This window comes from Mesorhizobium sp. M1252 (assembly GCF_040318265.1).
Classification (GTDB): domain Bacteria; phylum Pseudomonadota; class Alphaproteobacteria; order Rhizobiales; family Rhizobiaceae; genus Mesorhizobium.
This window is the reverse complement of sequence record NZ_JAMYLX010000001.1, coordinates 120064-136400: the sequence shown is the minus strand read 5'-3', so window position 1 is coordinate 136400 and position 16337 is coordinate 120064. Positions and strand designations below refer to the sequence as shown.

Annotated in this window: 16 protein-coding genes; 6 read left to right on the top strand and 10 right to left on the bottom strand. The window is 64.1% G+C overall.

The features are described from left to right. Positions 1-19 precede the first annotated feature (19 nt). On the bottom strand, positions 20-883 hold the full coding sequence (locus tag NKH22_RS00605; protein WP_352908669.1) for a DMT family transporter: 864 nt from the start codon (positions 881-883) through the stop codon (positions 20-22). A 106-nt stretch (positions 884-989) separates the two neighbouring features. On the opposite strand from NKH22_RS00605, the gene NKH22_RS00600 reads away from it, so the two are divergent. Then, positions 990-2408 carry an aminotransferase-like domain-containing protein gene (locus NKH22_RS00600; RefSeq protein ID WP_023688169.1) on the top strand — a complete coding sequence of 473 codons (1419 nt, stop codon included), beginning with the start codon at positions 990-992 and terminating at the stop codon, positions 2406-2408. Positions 2409-2412: 4 nt separating this feature from the next. Here the strand turns inward: NKH22_RS00600 and NKH22_RS00595 are convergent, their stop codons facing one another. Continuing rightward, positions 2413-3306: a LysR family transcriptional regulator gene (locus NKH22_RS00595; protein ID WP_023821463.1), complete on the bottom strand. Its 894-nt coding sequence runs from the start codon at positions 3304-3306 to the stop codon at positions 2413-2415. 121 nt (positions 3307-3427) lie between these two features. Here NKH22_RS00595 and NKH22_RS00590 point away from each other — a divergent pair, with 121 nt between their 5' ends. Continuing rightward, complete coding sequence (locus NKH22_RS00590) at positions 3428-4951, top strand: MFS transporter (protein ID WP_023821464.1); 1524 nt, start codon at positions 3428-3430, stop codon at positions 4949-4951. Here NKH22_RS00590 and NKH22_RS00585 read toward each other — a convergent pair. The 3 genes from NKH22_RS00585 to NKH22_RS00575 form a co-directional block, all read right to left on the bottom strand. After that, positions 4914-5411, bottom strand: a complete 498-nt coding sequence (locus tag NKH22_RS00585) for a MaoC family dehydratase (protein ID WP_023821465.1) — start codon at positions 5409-5411, stop codon at positions 4914-4916. The genes NKH22_RS00590 and NKH22_RS00585 overlap by 38 nt on opposite strands. Positions 5412-5571: 160 nt before the next feature. Then, positions 5572-5994 (bottom strand): phasin family protein, encoded by a 423-nt coding sequence (locus NKH22_RS00580; protein WP_023701714.1) that lies wholly within the window; start codon positions 5992-5994, stop codon positions 5572-5574. Positions 5995-6101: 107 nt separating this feature from the next. Beyond that, positions 6102-7397, bottom strand: a complete 1296-nt coding sequence (locus NKH22_RS00575; protein ID WP_023691056.1) for a DUF445 domain-containing protein — start codon at positions 7395-7397, stop codon at positions 6102-6104. A gap of 295 nt (positions 7398-7692) precedes the next feature. Between NKH22_RS00575 and rirA the strand changes: the two genes are divergently transcribed. Further along, on the top strand, positions 7693-8154 hold the full coding sequence (gene rirA / locus NKH22_RS00570) for an iron-responsive transcriptional regulator RirA (RefSeq protein WP_023672640.1): 462 nt from the start codon (positions 7693-7695) through the stop codon (positions 8152-8154). Positions 8155-8262: 108 nt separating this feature from the next. On the opposite strand, the gene NKH22_RS00565 is transcribed toward rirA, so the two are convergent. The 5 genes from NKH22_RS00565 to hemP are packed head-to-tail and all read right to left on the bottom strand — an operon-like array spanning position 8263 to position 12363. After that, a complete protein-coding gene (locus NKH22_RS00565) occupies positions 8263-9051 on the bottom strand; it encodes a heme ABC transporter ATP-binding protein (protein ID WP_023825748.1) in 789 nt (262 codons plus the stop codon). Positions 9052-9057: 6 nt separating this feature from the next. Continuing rightward, on the bottom strand, positions 9058-10152 hold the full coding sequence (locus tag NKH22_RS00560) for a FecCD family ABC transporter permease (protein WP_027050320.1): 1095 nt from the start codon (positions 10150-10152) through the stop codon (positions 9058-9060). 4 nt (positions 10153-10156) lie between these two features. Beyond that, the gene (locus NKH22_RS00555; RefSeq protein ID WP_027050319.1) at positions 10157-11038 is read right to left on the bottom strand and encodes a heme/hemin ABC transporter substrate-binding protein; all 882 of its coding nucleotides are present in this window, start codon (positions 11036-11038) and stop codon (positions 10157-10159) included. Positions 11039-11048: 10 nt separating this feature from the next. Next, positions 11049-12107 carry a hemin-degrading factor gene (locus NKH22_RS00550; protein ID WP_027050318.1) on the bottom strand — a complete coding sequence of 353 codons (1059 nt, stop codon included), beginning with the start codon at positions 12105-12107 and terminating at the stop codon, positions 11049-11051. A 49-nt stretch (positions 12108-12156) separates the two neighbouring features. Next, complete coding sequence (hemP, locus tag NKH22_RS00545; protein WP_023673860.1) at positions 12157-12363, bottom strand: hemin uptake protein HemP; 207 nt, start codon at positions 12361-12363, stop codon at positions 12157-12159. Between the two features lie 271 nt (positions 12364-12634). Between hemP and NKH22_RS00540 the strand changes: the two genes are divergently transcribed. From NKH22_RS00540 to NKH22_RS00530, 3 genes are all read left to right on the top strand, one after another. After that, positions 12635-14764 (top strand): TonB-dependent hemoglobin/transferrin/lactoferrin family receptor, encoded by a 2130-nt coding sequence (locus NKH22_RS00540; RefSeq protein ID WP_033001122.1) that lies wholly within the window; start codon positions 12635-12637, stop codon positions 14762-14764. A gap of 5 nt (positions 14765-14769) precedes the next feature. Beyond that, the gene (locus NKH22_RS00535) at positions 14770-15204 is read left to right on the top strand and encodes a hypothetical protein (RefSeq protein WP_023710743.1); all 435 of its coding nucleotides are present in this window, start codon (positions 14770-14772) and stop codon (positions 15202-15204) included. Positions 15205-15382: 178 nt separating this feature from the next. Further along, a complete protein-coding gene (locus NKH22_RS00530) occupies positions 15383-16297 on the top strand; it encodes an energy transducer TonB family protein (protein ID WP_352595510.1) in 915 nt (304 codons plus the stop codon). The last annotated feature ends 40 nt before the right edge of the window (positions 16298-16337 follow it).

Below are 16337 nucleotides of genomic sequence, written 5' to 3'. Positions count from 1 at the left end.
CCCTCCACCACCAAACTCCCTAGCGTGCAAATTTCTTCGCCCCGAACACGCAGGCCACCACGCCGAGCGTGACAACAATCATCAGCGGACTGACCTGCTCGTGCAGCAGCGACGCTGCCAGCGCCAGGCCGAAAAAGGGCTGCAGTAGCTGCAACTGCCCGACGGCAGCGATGCCGCCTTGGGCGAGGCCGCGGTACCAGAACACGAAGCCGATCAGCATGCTGAACAGCGAGACATAGGCGAGACCCATCCAGGCGCCGGAGCCGACGCCGGCGAAGGACGACGGCAGCGTCGCGAACGTCAGAACCAGCATGATCGGCAGCGAGATCGCCAGCGCCCAGCAGATCACCTGCCAGCCGCCCAGCCTGCGCGACAATGCCGCCCCCTCGGCATAGCCCAGGCCGCAGACGATGATGGCGGCCAGCATCAGGCCGTCGCCGACAGGTGAGGCCGTCACGCCTTGCATCAGGGCAAAACCGGCGACCAGCGCGCTGCCGATGCAGGAAAACAGCCAGAAGGCCGGGCGCGGACGCTCGCCACCGCGCAGCACGCCGAAGATCGCGGTGGCCAGCGGCAGCAGGCCGACGAAGATGATGGAGTGGGCAGAGGTGACGTGCTTGAGCGCCAGAGCGGTGAGCAAGGGAAAGCCGACAACCACCCCAAGGGCGACGATCACCAGCGACAGAAAATCGCTGCGCGCCGGGCGCTTCTGCTGGAACAGGACGAGCATCGCGAGACCAAGCAGCCCGGCAATCGCGGCGCGGGCCGAGGTCAGGAACGTCGGATCGAACTCCGCCACGGCGCCGCGCGTCGCCGGCAGCGAGCCTGAGAAGATCAGCACGCCGACGAATCCGTTCAGCCAGCCGCTCGCGGTCTTGTCCATTCCAGGCTCCATTGCTTTCGACCTCTATCGGGCAAGTGCCTATGGTGCAGCCAGAGACAATGCAGTACAATTCCGCAAAACTGTAATGGCAGGTCGAGCAGTACGGATGAAGGAACTCGCTTTGGAAGCGGACGGCGCGCCCACCGTTCTCGCGACCACTCTGGTCGAAACTGTGATGGCGACCATCCGCCAGCGGATATCGGCGCGCAGCCTGACGCCGGGCGCGCGGCTGCCCTCGATCCGCGCCTTCGCCAAGGCCATGCAGGTGTCGAAATCCACCGTCGTCGAAGCTTATGAACGGCTTGCCGCCGAAGGCGCGATTCGCTCCCGGCCGGGTTCGGGTTTTTATGCCGCCGGATCGCTGGCGCCACTGTCGCTGGCCGAGATTGGACCCCGGCTCGATCGCGCCATCGATCCGCTGTGGGTCTCGCGCCAGTCGCTGGAAGCCGGCGACGAGATGCTGAAACCAGGCTGCGGCTGGATGCCGGCCTCGTGGATGCCGCAATCGGCCTTGCGCCGGGCGCTGCGCACCGTGGCGCGCGCCGACGATGTCGACCTAGCCGATTACGGCACGCCGCTCGGCCTGCCGCCGCTCAGGCAATTGCTCGCGCGGCGCATGGCCGGCCACGGCATCGAGGTCTCGCCCGAACAGATCATGCTGACCGAATCGGGCACGCAGGCCATCGATCTTCTGTGCCGCTTCCTGATCGAACCCGGCGATACCGTGCTGGTCGACGACCCCTGCTATTTCAATTTCCACGCACTGCTGCGCGCCCACCGCGCCAAGGTCGTCAGCGTGCCCTACACGCCATCGGGGCCGGACATCGAGATGTTCGCGCAGGCGCTCGCCGAGCACAGGCCGCGCCTCTACATCACCAATTCCGCCATCCACAACCCGACCGGCGCGATCCTGTCGCCGGTCACTGCGCACCGGCTGCTGAAACTCGCCGACCAGTCGGACCTGACCATCATCGAGGACGATATCTTCGCCGATTTCGAGCACAGCCCAGCGCCTCGGCTGGCGGCGTTCGACGGCCTCAACCGCGTCGTCCATATCGGCAGCTTCTCCAAGACGCTGTCGGCCTCGGTGCGCTGCGGCTTTATCGCCGCACCCCGCGACTGGATCGAACAGCTCACCGACCTCAAGATCGCCACCACCTTCGGCGGGGGCAGGCTGGCGGCCGAACTGGTGCTGACGCTGCTTAGGGATGGCAGCTACCGCAAGCACATGGATCTGCTGCGCGCGCGCCTTTCCCGCGCCATGGGCGAGACGAGCGCGCGCCTGAAGGCGATCGGCATCGCGCCCTGGATCGACCAGCCCGCCGGACTGTTCCTGTGGTGCGGCCTGCCCGATGGCGTGGACGCAGCCGAAATCGCCCGCCGCGCGCTGGCCGACAACATCGTATTGGCGCCCGGCAACGCATTCAGCCTGTCGGGAACCGCCAGCCGCTTCCTGCGCTTCAACGTTGCCCAGTGCCAGGACGAGCGGATTTTCAGGGTGCTCAAGGGGGCAATGGCGCGCTGAGGGCTCAGCGGGAGGCCGCGCAGACCTCCCGAACGCAATCTCGCAGCCAGCGTTGCGCCGGATCGGCATCGAGCCGTGGATGCCAGAGCATCGAGATGGTGACCTCCACCGTGGCGACCGGCAGCAGAAAGCTGACCATGCCGGCGCGTGCGCCTTGCGTGTGCCGTTCGGGCACGCTGGCAATAAGGTCCGAAGCGCGCGCCATGGAGAGTGCAGCCGAAAAGCCGGAGACCATGCACGCCACGGTTCGCTGCAGGCCGAGCAGCGCCAAAGTCTGATCGATCGGCCCTCTTTCCCGACCCCGCCGTGAAACGCTGATGTGGCGGCCGGCCGCGTAGCGTTCAGGCGTTACCGCGCCTTCACTCAAAGGGTGGCCGGCTCGCACAGCACCGACGAAGCGGTCGCGAAACAGCGCCTGTATCAGCACTTCAGGTCCGGCCTCGCCGGCAACGCCGATTTCGAGGTCGATGTCGGCGTCGCGCAATGAGGCGACATCCTTGTCGGCTTTCGGCGCAAAGCGCAGCCGCACGCCCGGCGCCTCGGCCTGGATGCGGGCGACAAGACGCGGCCCGAATTCCTCGACGAACCCTTCATTGGTGCGCAGCGTGAAGATCTGTTCCAGCTTCGCGAGATCGAGAGGCCTGGCAGGGCGCAGCAGCATTTCCGCTTCCTGGACAACACGGCCGGCCTGCTGCCGCAATGCCTCCGCGCGCGGCGTCGGGACCAGGCCGCGGCCGGCGCGGACCAGCAGCGGATCACCGGTCGCTTCCCGCAGCCGCGCCAGCGTGCGGCTCATCGCCGACGGGCTGAGCCGTAGCCGGCTGGCGGCGCGCGCCACGCTGCCTTCGGCGAGCAAAACGTCGAGCGCGAACAGCAGATTGAGATCGGGCGATGCCATTGGCGGATTGTAGCACATGCCATGGCGTTTGGCGCACGAATAAGATGCAAATGCTGCGCCTTCCGCCATTCCACCCCGACGACTAGATCTCGGTTGCGGGACTGACAAGGAGGAAATCGCCATGGCAACTGCCGAGCAGAACGAGTGCGCATCGGCGCCGCAGAAAACCCGGTCCGCAGGCCTGGCCCACTCTCCTGTCTTGGCATTGGCCAGCCTGTCGTTCGCCACGCTGCTGTCGTCGCTTGGAACCAGCATTGCCAGCGTCGGACTGCCTACCCTGATGCAGGCGTTCGGTGCGTCGTTCCAGTCCGTGCAATGGGTGGTTCTCGCCTATCTGCTCGCCATCACGGCCCTGATCGTCAGCGCTGGCCGACTGGCCGATATGGTCGGCCGCCGGCCGTTGCTGCTCGGCGGCATCGCGCTGTTCACGCTGGCTTCGGTGCTCTGCGGCCTGGCGCCCACGCTCTGGCTGCTGGTCGCGGCGCGCGCCGTGCAAGGGCTGGGTGCCGCGCTGATGATGGCGTTGACGCTGGCCTTTGTCGCGGAGACCGTGACCAAGGAGAGAACCGGCAGCGCCATGGGCCTGCTCGGCGCCATGTCGGCGATCGGCACGACGCTCGGACCCTCGCTCGGCGGCTTGCTGATCGCCGGCTTTGGCTGGCGGGCGATCTTCCTCGTCAATGTGCCGCTCGGCCTCCTGACCTTTGCCCTCGCCTGGCTGGCCCTGCCTGCCCGCGGCAAGGCTGCGGGCGTTCAAGGCGGGTTCGACGCGATCGGGACGGTCTTGCTAGGCCTGACGCTCGCCGCCTATGCACTGGCCATGACGCTCGGCCACGGCCATTTCGGCGCCCTCAACACCGGCCTGCTGGTTGCCGCCGGCATCGGCGTCGTTCTGTTCGGCGTCGCGCAGAAGAGGGCGAAGAATCCCTTGATCCGGCTTGCCCGGTTGTACGACATCCGGCTCAGCGCCAGCCTCGCCACGAACCTCGTTGTCGCCACAGTGATGATGGCGACCCTGGTGGTCGCTCCATTCTATCTGTCGCGAGCGCTGGGGCTCAGTGCTGCGATGGTCGGCGTGGTCCTGTCGACAGGTCCGCTGGTCTCCGCGCTCTCGGCGCTCGTCGCCGGCCGCCTCACCGATCGCTTCGGCGCGCACAGGATGATGGTCGTCGGACTGTTCAGTCTTGCCGTCGGAACCTCATTGTTGTCGCTCGCCGCAACAAAACTCGGCATTGCCAGCTATATCGTGCCGATCGCCGTCACCTGCTTCGGGTACGCCCTGTTCCAGACATCCAACAATGCCGCCGTCATGAGCGGTGTCGCTGCCGGCGAGCGCGGCGTGGTGTCCGGCCTGCTCAATCTGTTGCGCAATCTCGGCCTGATCACCGGCGCATCGCTTATGGGCGCCATTTTTGCGGCTGCCTCGACGGGAGAACGGCAAAGCCAGGACATGCTGACCTCAGCGGCAGCCGCCCACGGGATGCAGGTTACCTTTCAGACGGCAACGGTCCTGGCGGTGGCTGCGCTGTTGCTGGCACTGCTCTCGACCCGCGCCGGCGGCAAGGCTGTCGGTGCGGCAACAGCCATCATGACCGAAGATGGGGAGCTTACGCTCCCGCCCGCTTGCGCCGCTCATAAAGCATGACCAGCGTTTCGGCGGTCAGAGCCGGCCTCTGTTCGCCCTCGATCTCGACAGTGTTGGCGGCCTTCATCAGATACTGGCCCGGCCCCTTGTCCTCCACCGACAACAGCGTCGTGCGCAGCCGGATGCGTGCGCCGACCCTGACAGGCGCCAAGAACCGCACCTTGTCGAAGCCGTAATTGAAGGCGGCTTGCGTGTTTTCGGGGACGATGCCCATGCCCAGCGCCAGCGCGCCGATGATCGACAGCGTCAGATAGCCATGCGCGATCGTGGTGCGAAATGGGCTCTGCCGCTTCGCCAGCTCCGGATCGACGTGGATCCACTGATGGTCGCCTGTGCATTCGGCAAACTGGTTGATGCGGTTCTGGTCGACGGTCGTCCATTCCGACACGCCGAGCTCCTGCCCGGCCATCGCCCTTAACTGCTCGAAGGTCGGCGGCGTTTTCGGCCGTAGTTCCGTCATTCCTGCTTTCCCGATGGCTCCCAGTGCCTCGGACCACGAACGGACGGCTCCTGTCAATTCGCCCGTTGCGATTCCGTTCCGCCATTTTCCGCCAAACAGCGTCCCTCGTCCATGCTCATGCGCCGCAACCGGCCCACTCCTCTCATGGTTGCGTTGAGAGTCACTTCTTGTCATAGCCCGAGCGGATTTCCTCCATCGCTTCCTTGATGCGGCTGCGCAGGATTTCGACCGATTCGGTGCCGGATTTCTTGACCAGCTCGGCCACTTCGCCGGCATTTTTCAGGGCGGCTTCGAAGGATTTCCTGGCGAACTCCGCCTGTTTTGTCATCAGTTCCTGGGGATTGCCCGGCGCCTTGTAGCTCTGCGCCATGTCGCTGACTTCACGCAGCGTGTCCTGCAGCATCTCGCGCTGTCTGGACAACAATGAGGTCGCGCCGGCAGCTCCCGCCCGCGCCGATCTTTCCAGGGCCTCGAGGTTCTTGCGATGATGCGCGAGGATCGCCTCGACATTCGGCACCTTCAGGTCACGGCCGAACCGGCTGAACATGTCAAGGAACGAATCGGAGTCGGGTTGTTTGGCCATTGCTCGTGCTCCCCAGTGTCGCAAATGCTGAACCCTGTTCTGGACAATAGCACTCGCGCGCCGTGTGTCCATTCGGACGCCCAAGCAATTCAGCGGCAAATGCAGCATCAGCCAGCGAGAAACAGCCTCTCCGCCGTGTAGAGCACGATACCCGCCAGGCCGCCGATAATCATGCCGTTGAAGCGGATATATTGCAGGTCCTTGCCGATGTTCATCTCGATCAGCCTCGTCAGTTGGGCAAGGTCCCAGCGCTTGACCTGGTCGGCGATGAATGTCGACACACCGCTCTTCTGGCTCTCGACGAACGACGACAGCGCCACGACAAAGCCCTGGTTCATGTCGGCCCTGATCTGCGGATCGCCTGAGAGATGACGGCCGACCTCGACGAACATGTTGGCGAGATGCGCGCGAACAATCGAATTCTCCGCCTTGGCGTCCTGTTCGATGAACAGGCTGAGGCTCTGCCACATGTCGCCGGCGAGCGACTTCACTTCCGGCCGCGCCAGGAAATCGCGTTTCAGCTTCTCGGCCCGTTTGGCGTATTGCTTCGAGGTTCTGAGCCGCTCGATGAAGCTGTGCGCGAAACGGTCGAATTCGGCGCGCATCGGATGGTCGGGGTCGGCCCGCACCTCGTCAAGCAGCGAACCGGCGGAAGCGACGATCTTCTTCAGCAGATAGGCGTCGGCTCTGAACAGGTTGAACAGCGACGGCAATTCCTCGCGGATTTTCTCGCGCATGGTCGCCAGCGCCTCTTCATCGTTCAGGAACCGGCCGATCACCCTGGTGAATTCGTCGAAGAGTTTCTGGTGGCGGCGGTCGTCGGTCAGTGCCGACAGCAATTCGGCCGCGAGCGGCGCCAGCGGCACCTTGTCGATCTGCTCCAGCATGCGGCTGGTGACGAAGCCGCGCAGGCCGGATTGCTCGATCGCCGCAAGCGTCTGCGGGACCAGCCGTACGACGAAGCGTGACAGGCCGGCAGAGCGTTCGGCGTCAGTCAGCCAGTCGGCGACGAGTGCTGCAAAATCAACCTCGGCCAGCTTTTCCCGCACCGGCTCCGGCGCCAGAAAATTGACCTCGATGAAGCGGCCCAGATTATCGGCGATGCGGTTCTGGTTCGCTGGGATGATGGCGGTGTGCGGGATCGGCAGGCCCAGCGGCCGCTTGAACAGCGCCACCACCGCGTACCAGTCGGCCAGGCCGCCAATGGTCGCCGCCTCGGCGAAGGCCGCCACGAAGCCCAGCCACGGATACTTGGCCTCGGACGATTTGGCCACGGCAAAAACCACGACGCAAAGCACCAGCGCAGCCGTGGCGAGGAACTTTGTCCGCCGCAACGCGAAAAGCTTGGCGCCCGTCTCGGCATCAAAACCGCCAGGCGCCAGGGACGAAGCCGATTGGGACATGATACGCCGCTCCTCATCGATCTCTTGGCTATCTGGCATGGGCTATTTAGGGGGTGTTTGGGCCCGTAGCATGATCGGATGGGCCGATTTCGTCCGGGAATTGCCGGTTTCGCACGCAAAGTTGACAAGAATATTCATCTATCATGCAATCCCAGTCTGGAATTGTTCCAAGGTATAGGCCATATTCCGATCAGGCCAGTGTGGGCGAATCCGAAACTCCGGGTGAGAAAGCCGCACCAGCACAATCTAAAATCTGGTGCAATTCCAGCGCGCCAGCACTCGGGTGAGGAATGAAATGCGGCTGACGCGCCAGACCAACTACGCCATGCGCATCCTGATGTATTGCGCCGCCAACAACGATCGCCTGAGCCGCATCCCCGAGATTGCGGCCGCCTATTCGGTGTCGGAGCTTTTCCTGTTCAAGATCCTGCAGCCGCTGGTCGAGCATGGCCTGGTCGAGACGGTGCGCGGCAGGAATGGCGGCGTGAGGATCGGCCGCCCCGCCGAGCAGATCAGCCTGTTCGACGTCGTACGGGTGACCGAAGAGAGCTTCGCCATGGCCGAGTGCTTCGAAAACGACGCCGCCGAATGCCCGCTGGTCGACAGCTGCCAGCTGAATTCGGCGCTGCGCGAGGCGCTCAACGCCTTCTTTGCCGTGCTTTCCCGTTACACTATCGCCGATATGGTGGCGGCGCGCCCGAATGTGCGTCATTTGCTCGGCATCGACATGCTGGTCCAGCGAGCTCCGGCCGCCTGAGTTTCTAGTGCATGTCGCTCAAAAGTGGCCCCGGTTTTGAGACAACGACATGCATAAAGACAAAGACCTAAAGCGCGTCGCCTGAGTCCGTTCAAACGCGACGCGCTTTTAGGCGGCTGACTGCGGCAAGACGAACGGCATGTTCGCCGCCGGCAACACACCGACCCTTAGCCGACAATCGAACACCTTTTCGATCAGATCGTCGCTCAGCACCTCCTGCGGTGAACCGTCGGCGGCGAGCCGGCCGCGATGCATCACGAAAATCCGGTCGGCATACATGGCCGTCAGATTGAGGTCGTGCAGGATGGCGATCACACCGCCGCCGCGCCGGGCGAAATCGCGGGCGATGTTCATGATGATCAGCTGGTGCTTGATATCGAGGCTGGAGACCGGCTCGTCGAGATAGAGATAGCGCGGCTTGCCGTCCAGCACCGGCGCCCAGACCTGGCACAGCACGCGCGCCAGCTGCACACGCTGTTGTTCGCCGCCCGAAAGCTCCTGATAGAACCGGCCGGCAAAGCCGTCGAGGTCGACCCGCGCCAGCGCCCGCTCGGGCAGACGATCATCTTCGCCCGGCAGAACGCCGGAACGGCCGCCGATAAGGCCGAGCCTGACCACTTCGTGCACGGTGAAGGGAAAGGACAGCGTCGCGGCCTGCGGCAGCACGGCACGCACGGTGGCGGCCTCCACCGGCTTCATCGCCGTGAGATCGCGCCCGTTGACAGCCACTGTCCCCGCAAACGCCAGATCGCCCGACAACGCCTTCAAGAAAGTCGTCTTGCCCGAGCCGTTCGGTCCGACGATGGCGGCGATCTCGCCCGGCCGTGCGACAAAATCGACATTAGCGACGATGCGTTTGCCGCCGATCGCTACCGAGACATCGCGTGCTTCGATCATGCCGCCTCACAAGTCGATTACGCCGCGCTTGCGCAGCAGGATCCAGAGGAAGAACGGCGCGCCGGCGATCGCCGTGACGATGCCGATTGGCAATTCGGCCGGCGCCACGATGACGCGGGCAACTGCGTCGGCAAGAAGCAGCATCGAGGCGCCGAGCAGCGCCGATGCCGGCAAGAGATAGCGATTGTCCGGACCGATCAGCAGCCGCAAGAGATGCGGCACGACGATGCCGACAAAACCGATGCCTCCGCTGACTGCGACAGAGGCGCCGACCGCTGCCGAGACGCCGACGATCGCGGTGTATTTCAGCCGCTGTACCGGGATGCCGAGATGTCCGGCCGTCGCCTCGCCGAGCGCCAGGGCGTTGAGGCCTTTGGCCAGGAACGGCATTGCCGCAAGCGCCAGCACGATGATCGGCCCGACGGAAGCGATCTTCGGCCAGGTCGCGCCGCCAAGCGAGCCCAGCTGCCAGAAGGTCAGGTCGCGCAACTGCCGGTCGTCGGCCATGAAAATCAGGATACCGGTCAGCGCCATGGCAAGGGCTGCGAGCGCAATGCCGGCAAGCAGCATGGTGGCGACCGAGGTGCGCCCCTGCCGCGTGGCGACGCGGTAGAGCACCAGCGTGACCGCAAGGCCGCCGCAGAAAGCGGCGAGCGGCAAGGCCATGCCGCCGAGCGCCAAAGTGAGCGGCGCCAGCCATGTTGTGCCGAGCACGATGACGGCGACGGCGCCGAGGCTGGAACCGGCTGAAACGCCGATCAGGCCGGGATCGGCGAGCGGATTGCGAAACAGGCCCTGCATGACCGCGCCCGATACGGCCAGCGCCGCACCGATCACCACGCCGAGCAGCACGCGCGGCATGCGGATGTCGTAGACGATCAGCCGGTCGCGGGCGCCAAGCGCGGCGTCGGCCGGCACGGCGCCGGTTAGCCAGTCACGAATGACACCGACGGCCGATGCATCGGAAGCGCCCGACCTCAGAGACAGGAACAGCGAAAGGGCAAGGGCCACGCACAGGAGCAAAATAACCAGGCGCGCGCGCCCGGAACGATCGCCCTCGGCCATCTTGCGCGCCGCGCCGGCGACCGACTGATCCACCATCGGCTCAGTCCGTGACCTGGCTGCAATAGAGCGAGACTGCGAGATGGTGGATGGCATCGGCCGTGCGCGGCCCGAAGCCGAGCAGATAGCTGCCATCCATCAGGATCAGTTTGCGGCCTTCACCCGCCGGCGTCGAGGTGATCGACGGGATGGCGAAAAGCTCGGCCTCCGCAATCGGCGGTCCGGCATTTTTCATCGCCAGGATCACGTCCGGCCTGGCGGTTACGATGGCCTCGTCGGACATCTGCTTGTAGCCGGAAAAACCTTCGACGGCGTTGACCGCACCGGCGAGCTTGATGATGCCATCACCGGCGGTGTCGGTGCCGGCGGCCAGGATCTTGCCGCCCTGGATCGACAGCACGAACAGGATGCGCTTGCGCTGCTTGATCGACGCCGTCTGCTTCTCGGCCGCCTTCAGCTTGGCGTCGGTCTCAGCCACCAGCGTCTCGGCCTTGGCGTCGACGCCAAGCGCCTTGCCGACGATGCGGATCTTTTCCAGGATGCCGTCATGGCTGTAATGCTCGGGCACGTCGATGAACGGAACGCTCGACTTTTTCAGCACATCGACCGCTTCCTTCGGCCCACTGCCATGCAGCGCCAGAATGCCCGAAGGATTGACCGACAACACGCCTTCCGGCGACAGCTGGCGCATATAGCCGACGTCGGGCAGCGCGACCGCGGCGGCGGGGTAGCGGCTGGTCGAATCGCGGGCGACGAGATGACCTTCCTCGCCAAGCGCGTAGACGATCTCGGTGATCGAACCGCCGATCGCCACGATCCGCGACGTGTCGGCAAACACGGCCACGTTCTCGCTGGCCGGCACTGGGGCGGCAATAAACAGCGACAGGCCCATGGCCGCGGCAAGCGTCCTGAACAGTGAAATCATCGTCGTTTCCTCAGGCTGCGGTCGGGCTTGGAATGCGCGGCAGGTTCTCGGCAAGGAACCGCCAGTCGTCGCGCTCGCCCTCGCCTTCATGGCGCTTGCCGAAGAACTGGATGATCATCTTGCCGTCGGCGCCATAGGCTTCGAGCGAGGTAACATGACCGTCCTTGGTCGGTTTGCGCACCGCCCACACCTCCTGGATGTGGTCGGTGCGCAGATGCAGGTGGAACGTCTCGTCCATGACGTTGATCCACGGCCCCATCGGCTTGATCGACTTGACGGGACCGGAATGGATCTGGATGCAGCCTCGGTTTCCGACAAAACACATGATCGGCATGCCGTCGGCGGCGGCATGGTGGAACATGGCGCCGATGGCGTTATTGTCGAGCAGCCAGGCATAGTCCTGGCCGACCATGCGCACGGCCTGGTGGCGGGTGAGCTTCAGCGTTTTCAACATGCCAAAGAACTGGTGGACGTCGGTCAGCCGGCTCCAGCGGTCACGCAGATCGTCGGTGTCTGCGGCAACGCCCGACGTCTCCGCGTCGTCGTCGGCCAGGCCTGCGATAGACACAGTCGCCTCCTGGTTCGGCGATTCGAGTGCGGCCACGAGCTTCTGGTAGGCATAGAGATTGGACGCCGGCCGCAGATGCACCTTGTGCACCGCATCGCCGGCCGCGTCGAAGAATTGCAGGCTGCGGCGGATGTCGCCGCCGTCGCGCTTCTCGACGGCAAAGCCATGCGCCCAGACCTTTGGAAAGATACGCAGGTCGATGTTTTCGCCCAGTACCATGGCATTGTGCGCACCTGTGACAACCTTGTCGTAGACCCCGATCTTCTCGTGCACCGCGCTTTCGTTGCGGGTCAGTGCCATCACTTCGCCAACGGCATCGAGGCCGGTCAGCAGATCGTTGACCCTGGGCTCGACGCGCACGACACCGTCGCCGCAATGCGCGGCGACCAGTTCGGCTTCGGAAATACCGAGCTCGGCGGCAAGATCGCGCTCGCGCGCTTTCGGATTGTCTGCCCGCGCTCGCCGGATTTCATGCGGTGCGGGTTTTACGCGCTGGTCCATGTCCTGCTTACCTGTCCTGCCTGGCGTTTTGGCCTGCCTGGCTGTTTCATCACTTGTTGAGGATGAGCTTGCCCTGGCGGGTGATCTTCAGCCGATAGAGCGCGCCATGGTGCTCGATGCCAATCTCGTGCTCGCCCTGGAACAGCGTGTTGGAGGACAGCGTCCGCACCGCCAGCGGCACCCGGTCGAAGCGGGTCGGCGTCTCCTCGGAACGGCGGACGCGGTAACGGAAGTCGTTGGGATTGTGGGTGTTCATCTCTTTCGATCCCTTTCCTGTGCCGGGCAACTGGCTAGGCGTTGCAAATGCCGATTCATTTCTTGACTTTAATCATCATGTTTATTAGTCAGTGCAATACCGGACCAAATGTGTCAACATTTAAGACGCCGGACAGAATGAAAAATGCCAGCGAGCACCAAGCCAGCCAGCATCGAACCTGGAATTTTGGAGTTGGGGCATGGGCTTGGGAAATTGTGGACGACTGGGTCTGGCGAACGCCGATCCGGTGCATCGGCCTATGGCAAAGGCAATGGCAGCCTTGCTTGCGGGGGCAGCGACGATCGCGCTGCTGACATCGCCGGCCAGCGCTCAGCCGGCCGCTGACCAGGCCGACCAGACCAGGAAAACCGAGGACACCAAGCCGGCGCCCGCCGGCGCGACCCTGCTGGACAAGATCCTCGTCATCAGCCGCACCGGCAAGACGGCAATCGAATCGCTGGCCTCAGCCAGCCATGTCGACCAGGAACAGCTCGACCGCCGCATGGCGACGACGCCGAACGAAATGCTGCTCGGTGTGCCTGGTGTCGCCGTGCAGGCCGATGCGCGACGCGTCAGCTCCAGCATCAACATCCGCGGCCTGCAGGATTTCGGTCGCGTCGCCGTCATCATCGACGGTGCCAGGCAGAATTTCCAGCGCTCAGACCACGGCACGCAGTCGACCTTCTATGTCGATCCCGAGCTCATCAAATCCGTTGACGTCATTCGCGGACCGACCGCCAACACCTACGGCTCCGGCGCCATTGGCGGCGTCGTCTTCTTCGACACCAAGGATGCGGTGGATTTCCTCAGACCGGGCGAAACCTGGGCCGGCTCCGTCACCGGGCGCTATGAAAGCAACGGCAAGGGCTGGACCGCCAGTGCCAGCGGCGCCTACAAATTCAACGACGATTTGGATGTGCTGGGCAACATCGTCTACCGCGACTACGGCGACTACAAGAATGGCAGCGGCGACACCGTCGACGGCACCGGCTTCGACCTGCTGAGCGGCCTGCTCAAGACCACAATCCGCCCGAGCGAGAACAGCGAATTGAAGCTCGGCTGGGTCGGCTCGAGCGACGGCTGGACGGAAACCAGCGGCGGCGTGCCGGCCAACGACGTCGACCTGAAGTCGAACACCTTCACCGCCCGCTACAACATCACTGACGACGCCAGGAGCTGGCTCGATCTCCACATCAACGCCTCCTACAACAAGACCAATCTCGACCTCACCACGCTTGTTTCGCAAAACCGCTTCGATCCGGTAACCGGTCTTCCCGTCGTGCTTCCGGCAGGCTCAACGTCGACCTTCGGTGTCGGCACGACCGGCATCGACATCTGGAACACGTCGCGCTTCGAGACCGCCGGCATCTCGCATGAGCTGACTTATGGCGGCGACTGGGTCGGCGACGATGTCGAGACCGGCGGCACGTCGGGCGGCGACAGTTTTTATACGCCGTCGGGCAAGCGCAACGTTTCGGGCGCCTATATCCAGGACAGGCTGAGCTGGGACTGGCTCGAGGTCATCACCGGTCTGCGTTACGACAATTACAGCCTGAAGGATTCGGACAACGAAACCTCAGGCGCCAGGCTGTCGCCGCGCATCACCGTTGGTGTCACGCCCTTCGAAAGCGCCAGCCTGGCGGGCCTGCAGTTCTATGGCACCTACGCGGAAGGCTACCGCTCGCCGTCGCTGACCGAAACGCTGATCAGCGGCAACCATCCGGCAGGCGTCACCTTCCCGTTCCTGCCCAACCCAAACCTGCGGCCTGAAACCGGCAAGACCACCGAGTTCGGCGTCAACTACAAGCTGGACGACCTTATCGAGGCCGGCGACGCGTTCCGGCTCAAGGCCGCCTACTTCCACAACGATGTCGACGACTACATCGAAGGCGTCACGCTGTCGGCATTCGACCCGACCAGCGGCTGCCCGTTCGGCCCCGGCATTCCGATCTGCTTCCAGTACCAGAACGTCGCCCAGGCCAAGATAAACGGCTTCGAACTGGAAAGCGTCTACGATGCCGCCTGGGGTTATGCCGGGCTCTCCGCCTCGATCACCAACGGCCACACCATCTCCGATGAAGGTGAGCGCGCCGACCTTGCCACCATCCCGTCCTCGCAGGTCACCGGGCAGCTCGGCTTCCGCTTCCTTCAGGACAAGCTGACCGTCGGCGGCGAGGTGCAGTACAACGGCAAGCCGAAGGGCAACCCCGTGGCCAAGGATTATACTCTGGTCAACGCCTTCGCCAGTTACCAGGCCACCGACAATCTGAAGGTGGACTTCCGCGCCGACAATTTGTTCGACGTCAAATACACCAACCCGCTGAACGGCGGCACCACCGCCGTCATCTATGAACCCGGCATCACGCTGAAGCTGGCCGCAACCATGCGCTTTGGAGGCTGACACCCATGACAAGTTTGACGGCATCGCTTCGGCTCCTGACCTCGACGCTGGCGATGTCGCTTGGCTTGATGCCGGCGTGGGCTCAGTCCGCGCCGGCTCCGCAACTCAGCCTCGAGCTCAATGCCGCGCAGCCCTCCGAAAAGGGTTGCCGCCTGACCTTCGTCGTCAACAATGCGCTCGGCGCCGATCTTTCCAAGGCGGCATTCGAGATCGCGCTGTTCAACGAGGCCGGCATTGTCGACCGCCTGAGCGTGCTCGACTTCAAGGACCTGCCGGCCGGCAAGACCAAGGTGATCCGCTTCGACCTCGCCGGCACCGACTGCACCAAACTCAGCCGCGTGCTGATCAACAGCGCCACCGAATGCGCCGGCGTCGAACCGGGCGCCTGCATGCGCGGCCTGAAGACGCAGACCAAGACCGGTATCGCATTCGGCGTTTGAGGTGGGTCTGCATCCCGCCTTCCTGCACGACAATGCGACACGACCCGTCGCAGCTCCGCCGTTATGGCCGGCAACCGATCTTGATTTGACAATCCCGCCGCGCTCGCGGCAGGTCTCGCCGCGAACCATGCAGGACATCACCCCCCTCCCCGACGCCGGCAACGAACCGGCGATAACAATGGACGAGCTCGTACAGCCGGCGGCCGCGGACCGCAAATGGACTGTGGCGATCGTCGCGTCCTGCCTGCTCCATGCCGCTGCCGCAGCGGCGTTCATGGTCGCACCCGCCGGGACATTTGATACCGGGAAGGCAATACAGGCCGAAGGCGCCGATCGATCAGGCGCAGACGTCCTCGGCACCGCTTTGCAAAACCCGGTACCCGACGCGGTGGATGTTACCCTGGTAACCGATCCGCAGCCGGCCAAGCCCGTCCAACCCACGCCGCAAACCGAGGCGCCTCAAGCCGTAGAGGAGCCGGCGGCGCCCAAATCTGCGCCGGAATCTGCCAACCAGGCAACCGTCGCTCCCGATGCACCAACGGCCGCCATCCCGGATGATCAAAGTGTCGCCCCAGAGGCTGAGACGCCTGCACCGTCACCGGTTCAAACGCAGAGTTCGGAGGCATCTCCCGCCAATCAGCCTGCCGTTGAATTGCCTGCCGCGAGGCCACCAGTCCCAAGCCCGAGGCCAAGTACATCAATATCGGGCGCACCAATATCGGGAGAGACTGGCGGCACGGCAGATGGCGAGGAGCGCGAGGCAACGGCGGTTGCCAGCAAAGGCGGAAAACAGAGCGCGGCGGGCAATTCGATGGAATCCGGCTACAGCGTTGAAGTTCAGAACAAGCTTGTCCGCGCCAACCGCCACGTTTCGAAGGCGGTTCAAGCCAAGGCTCGCAACAATGCCAGGGTCTATTTCGTCGTCATGGCCGACGGCAGCGTCAGCGACTTGCAGCTTGTCGAAAGTTCAGGGTCTGCCGAGCTAGACCAATTCGCTTTGAAACTGGTGCGCCAGCAAGCCCCGTTCCCGCCCATTCCACCCGAGACCGGATTATCAAGTTGGGTGTTCAGGGCGCGGATCGGTCCGTTTTAAACAGCTTGTAGACCTTCGCCAAATGGCATCGTCCACCAAT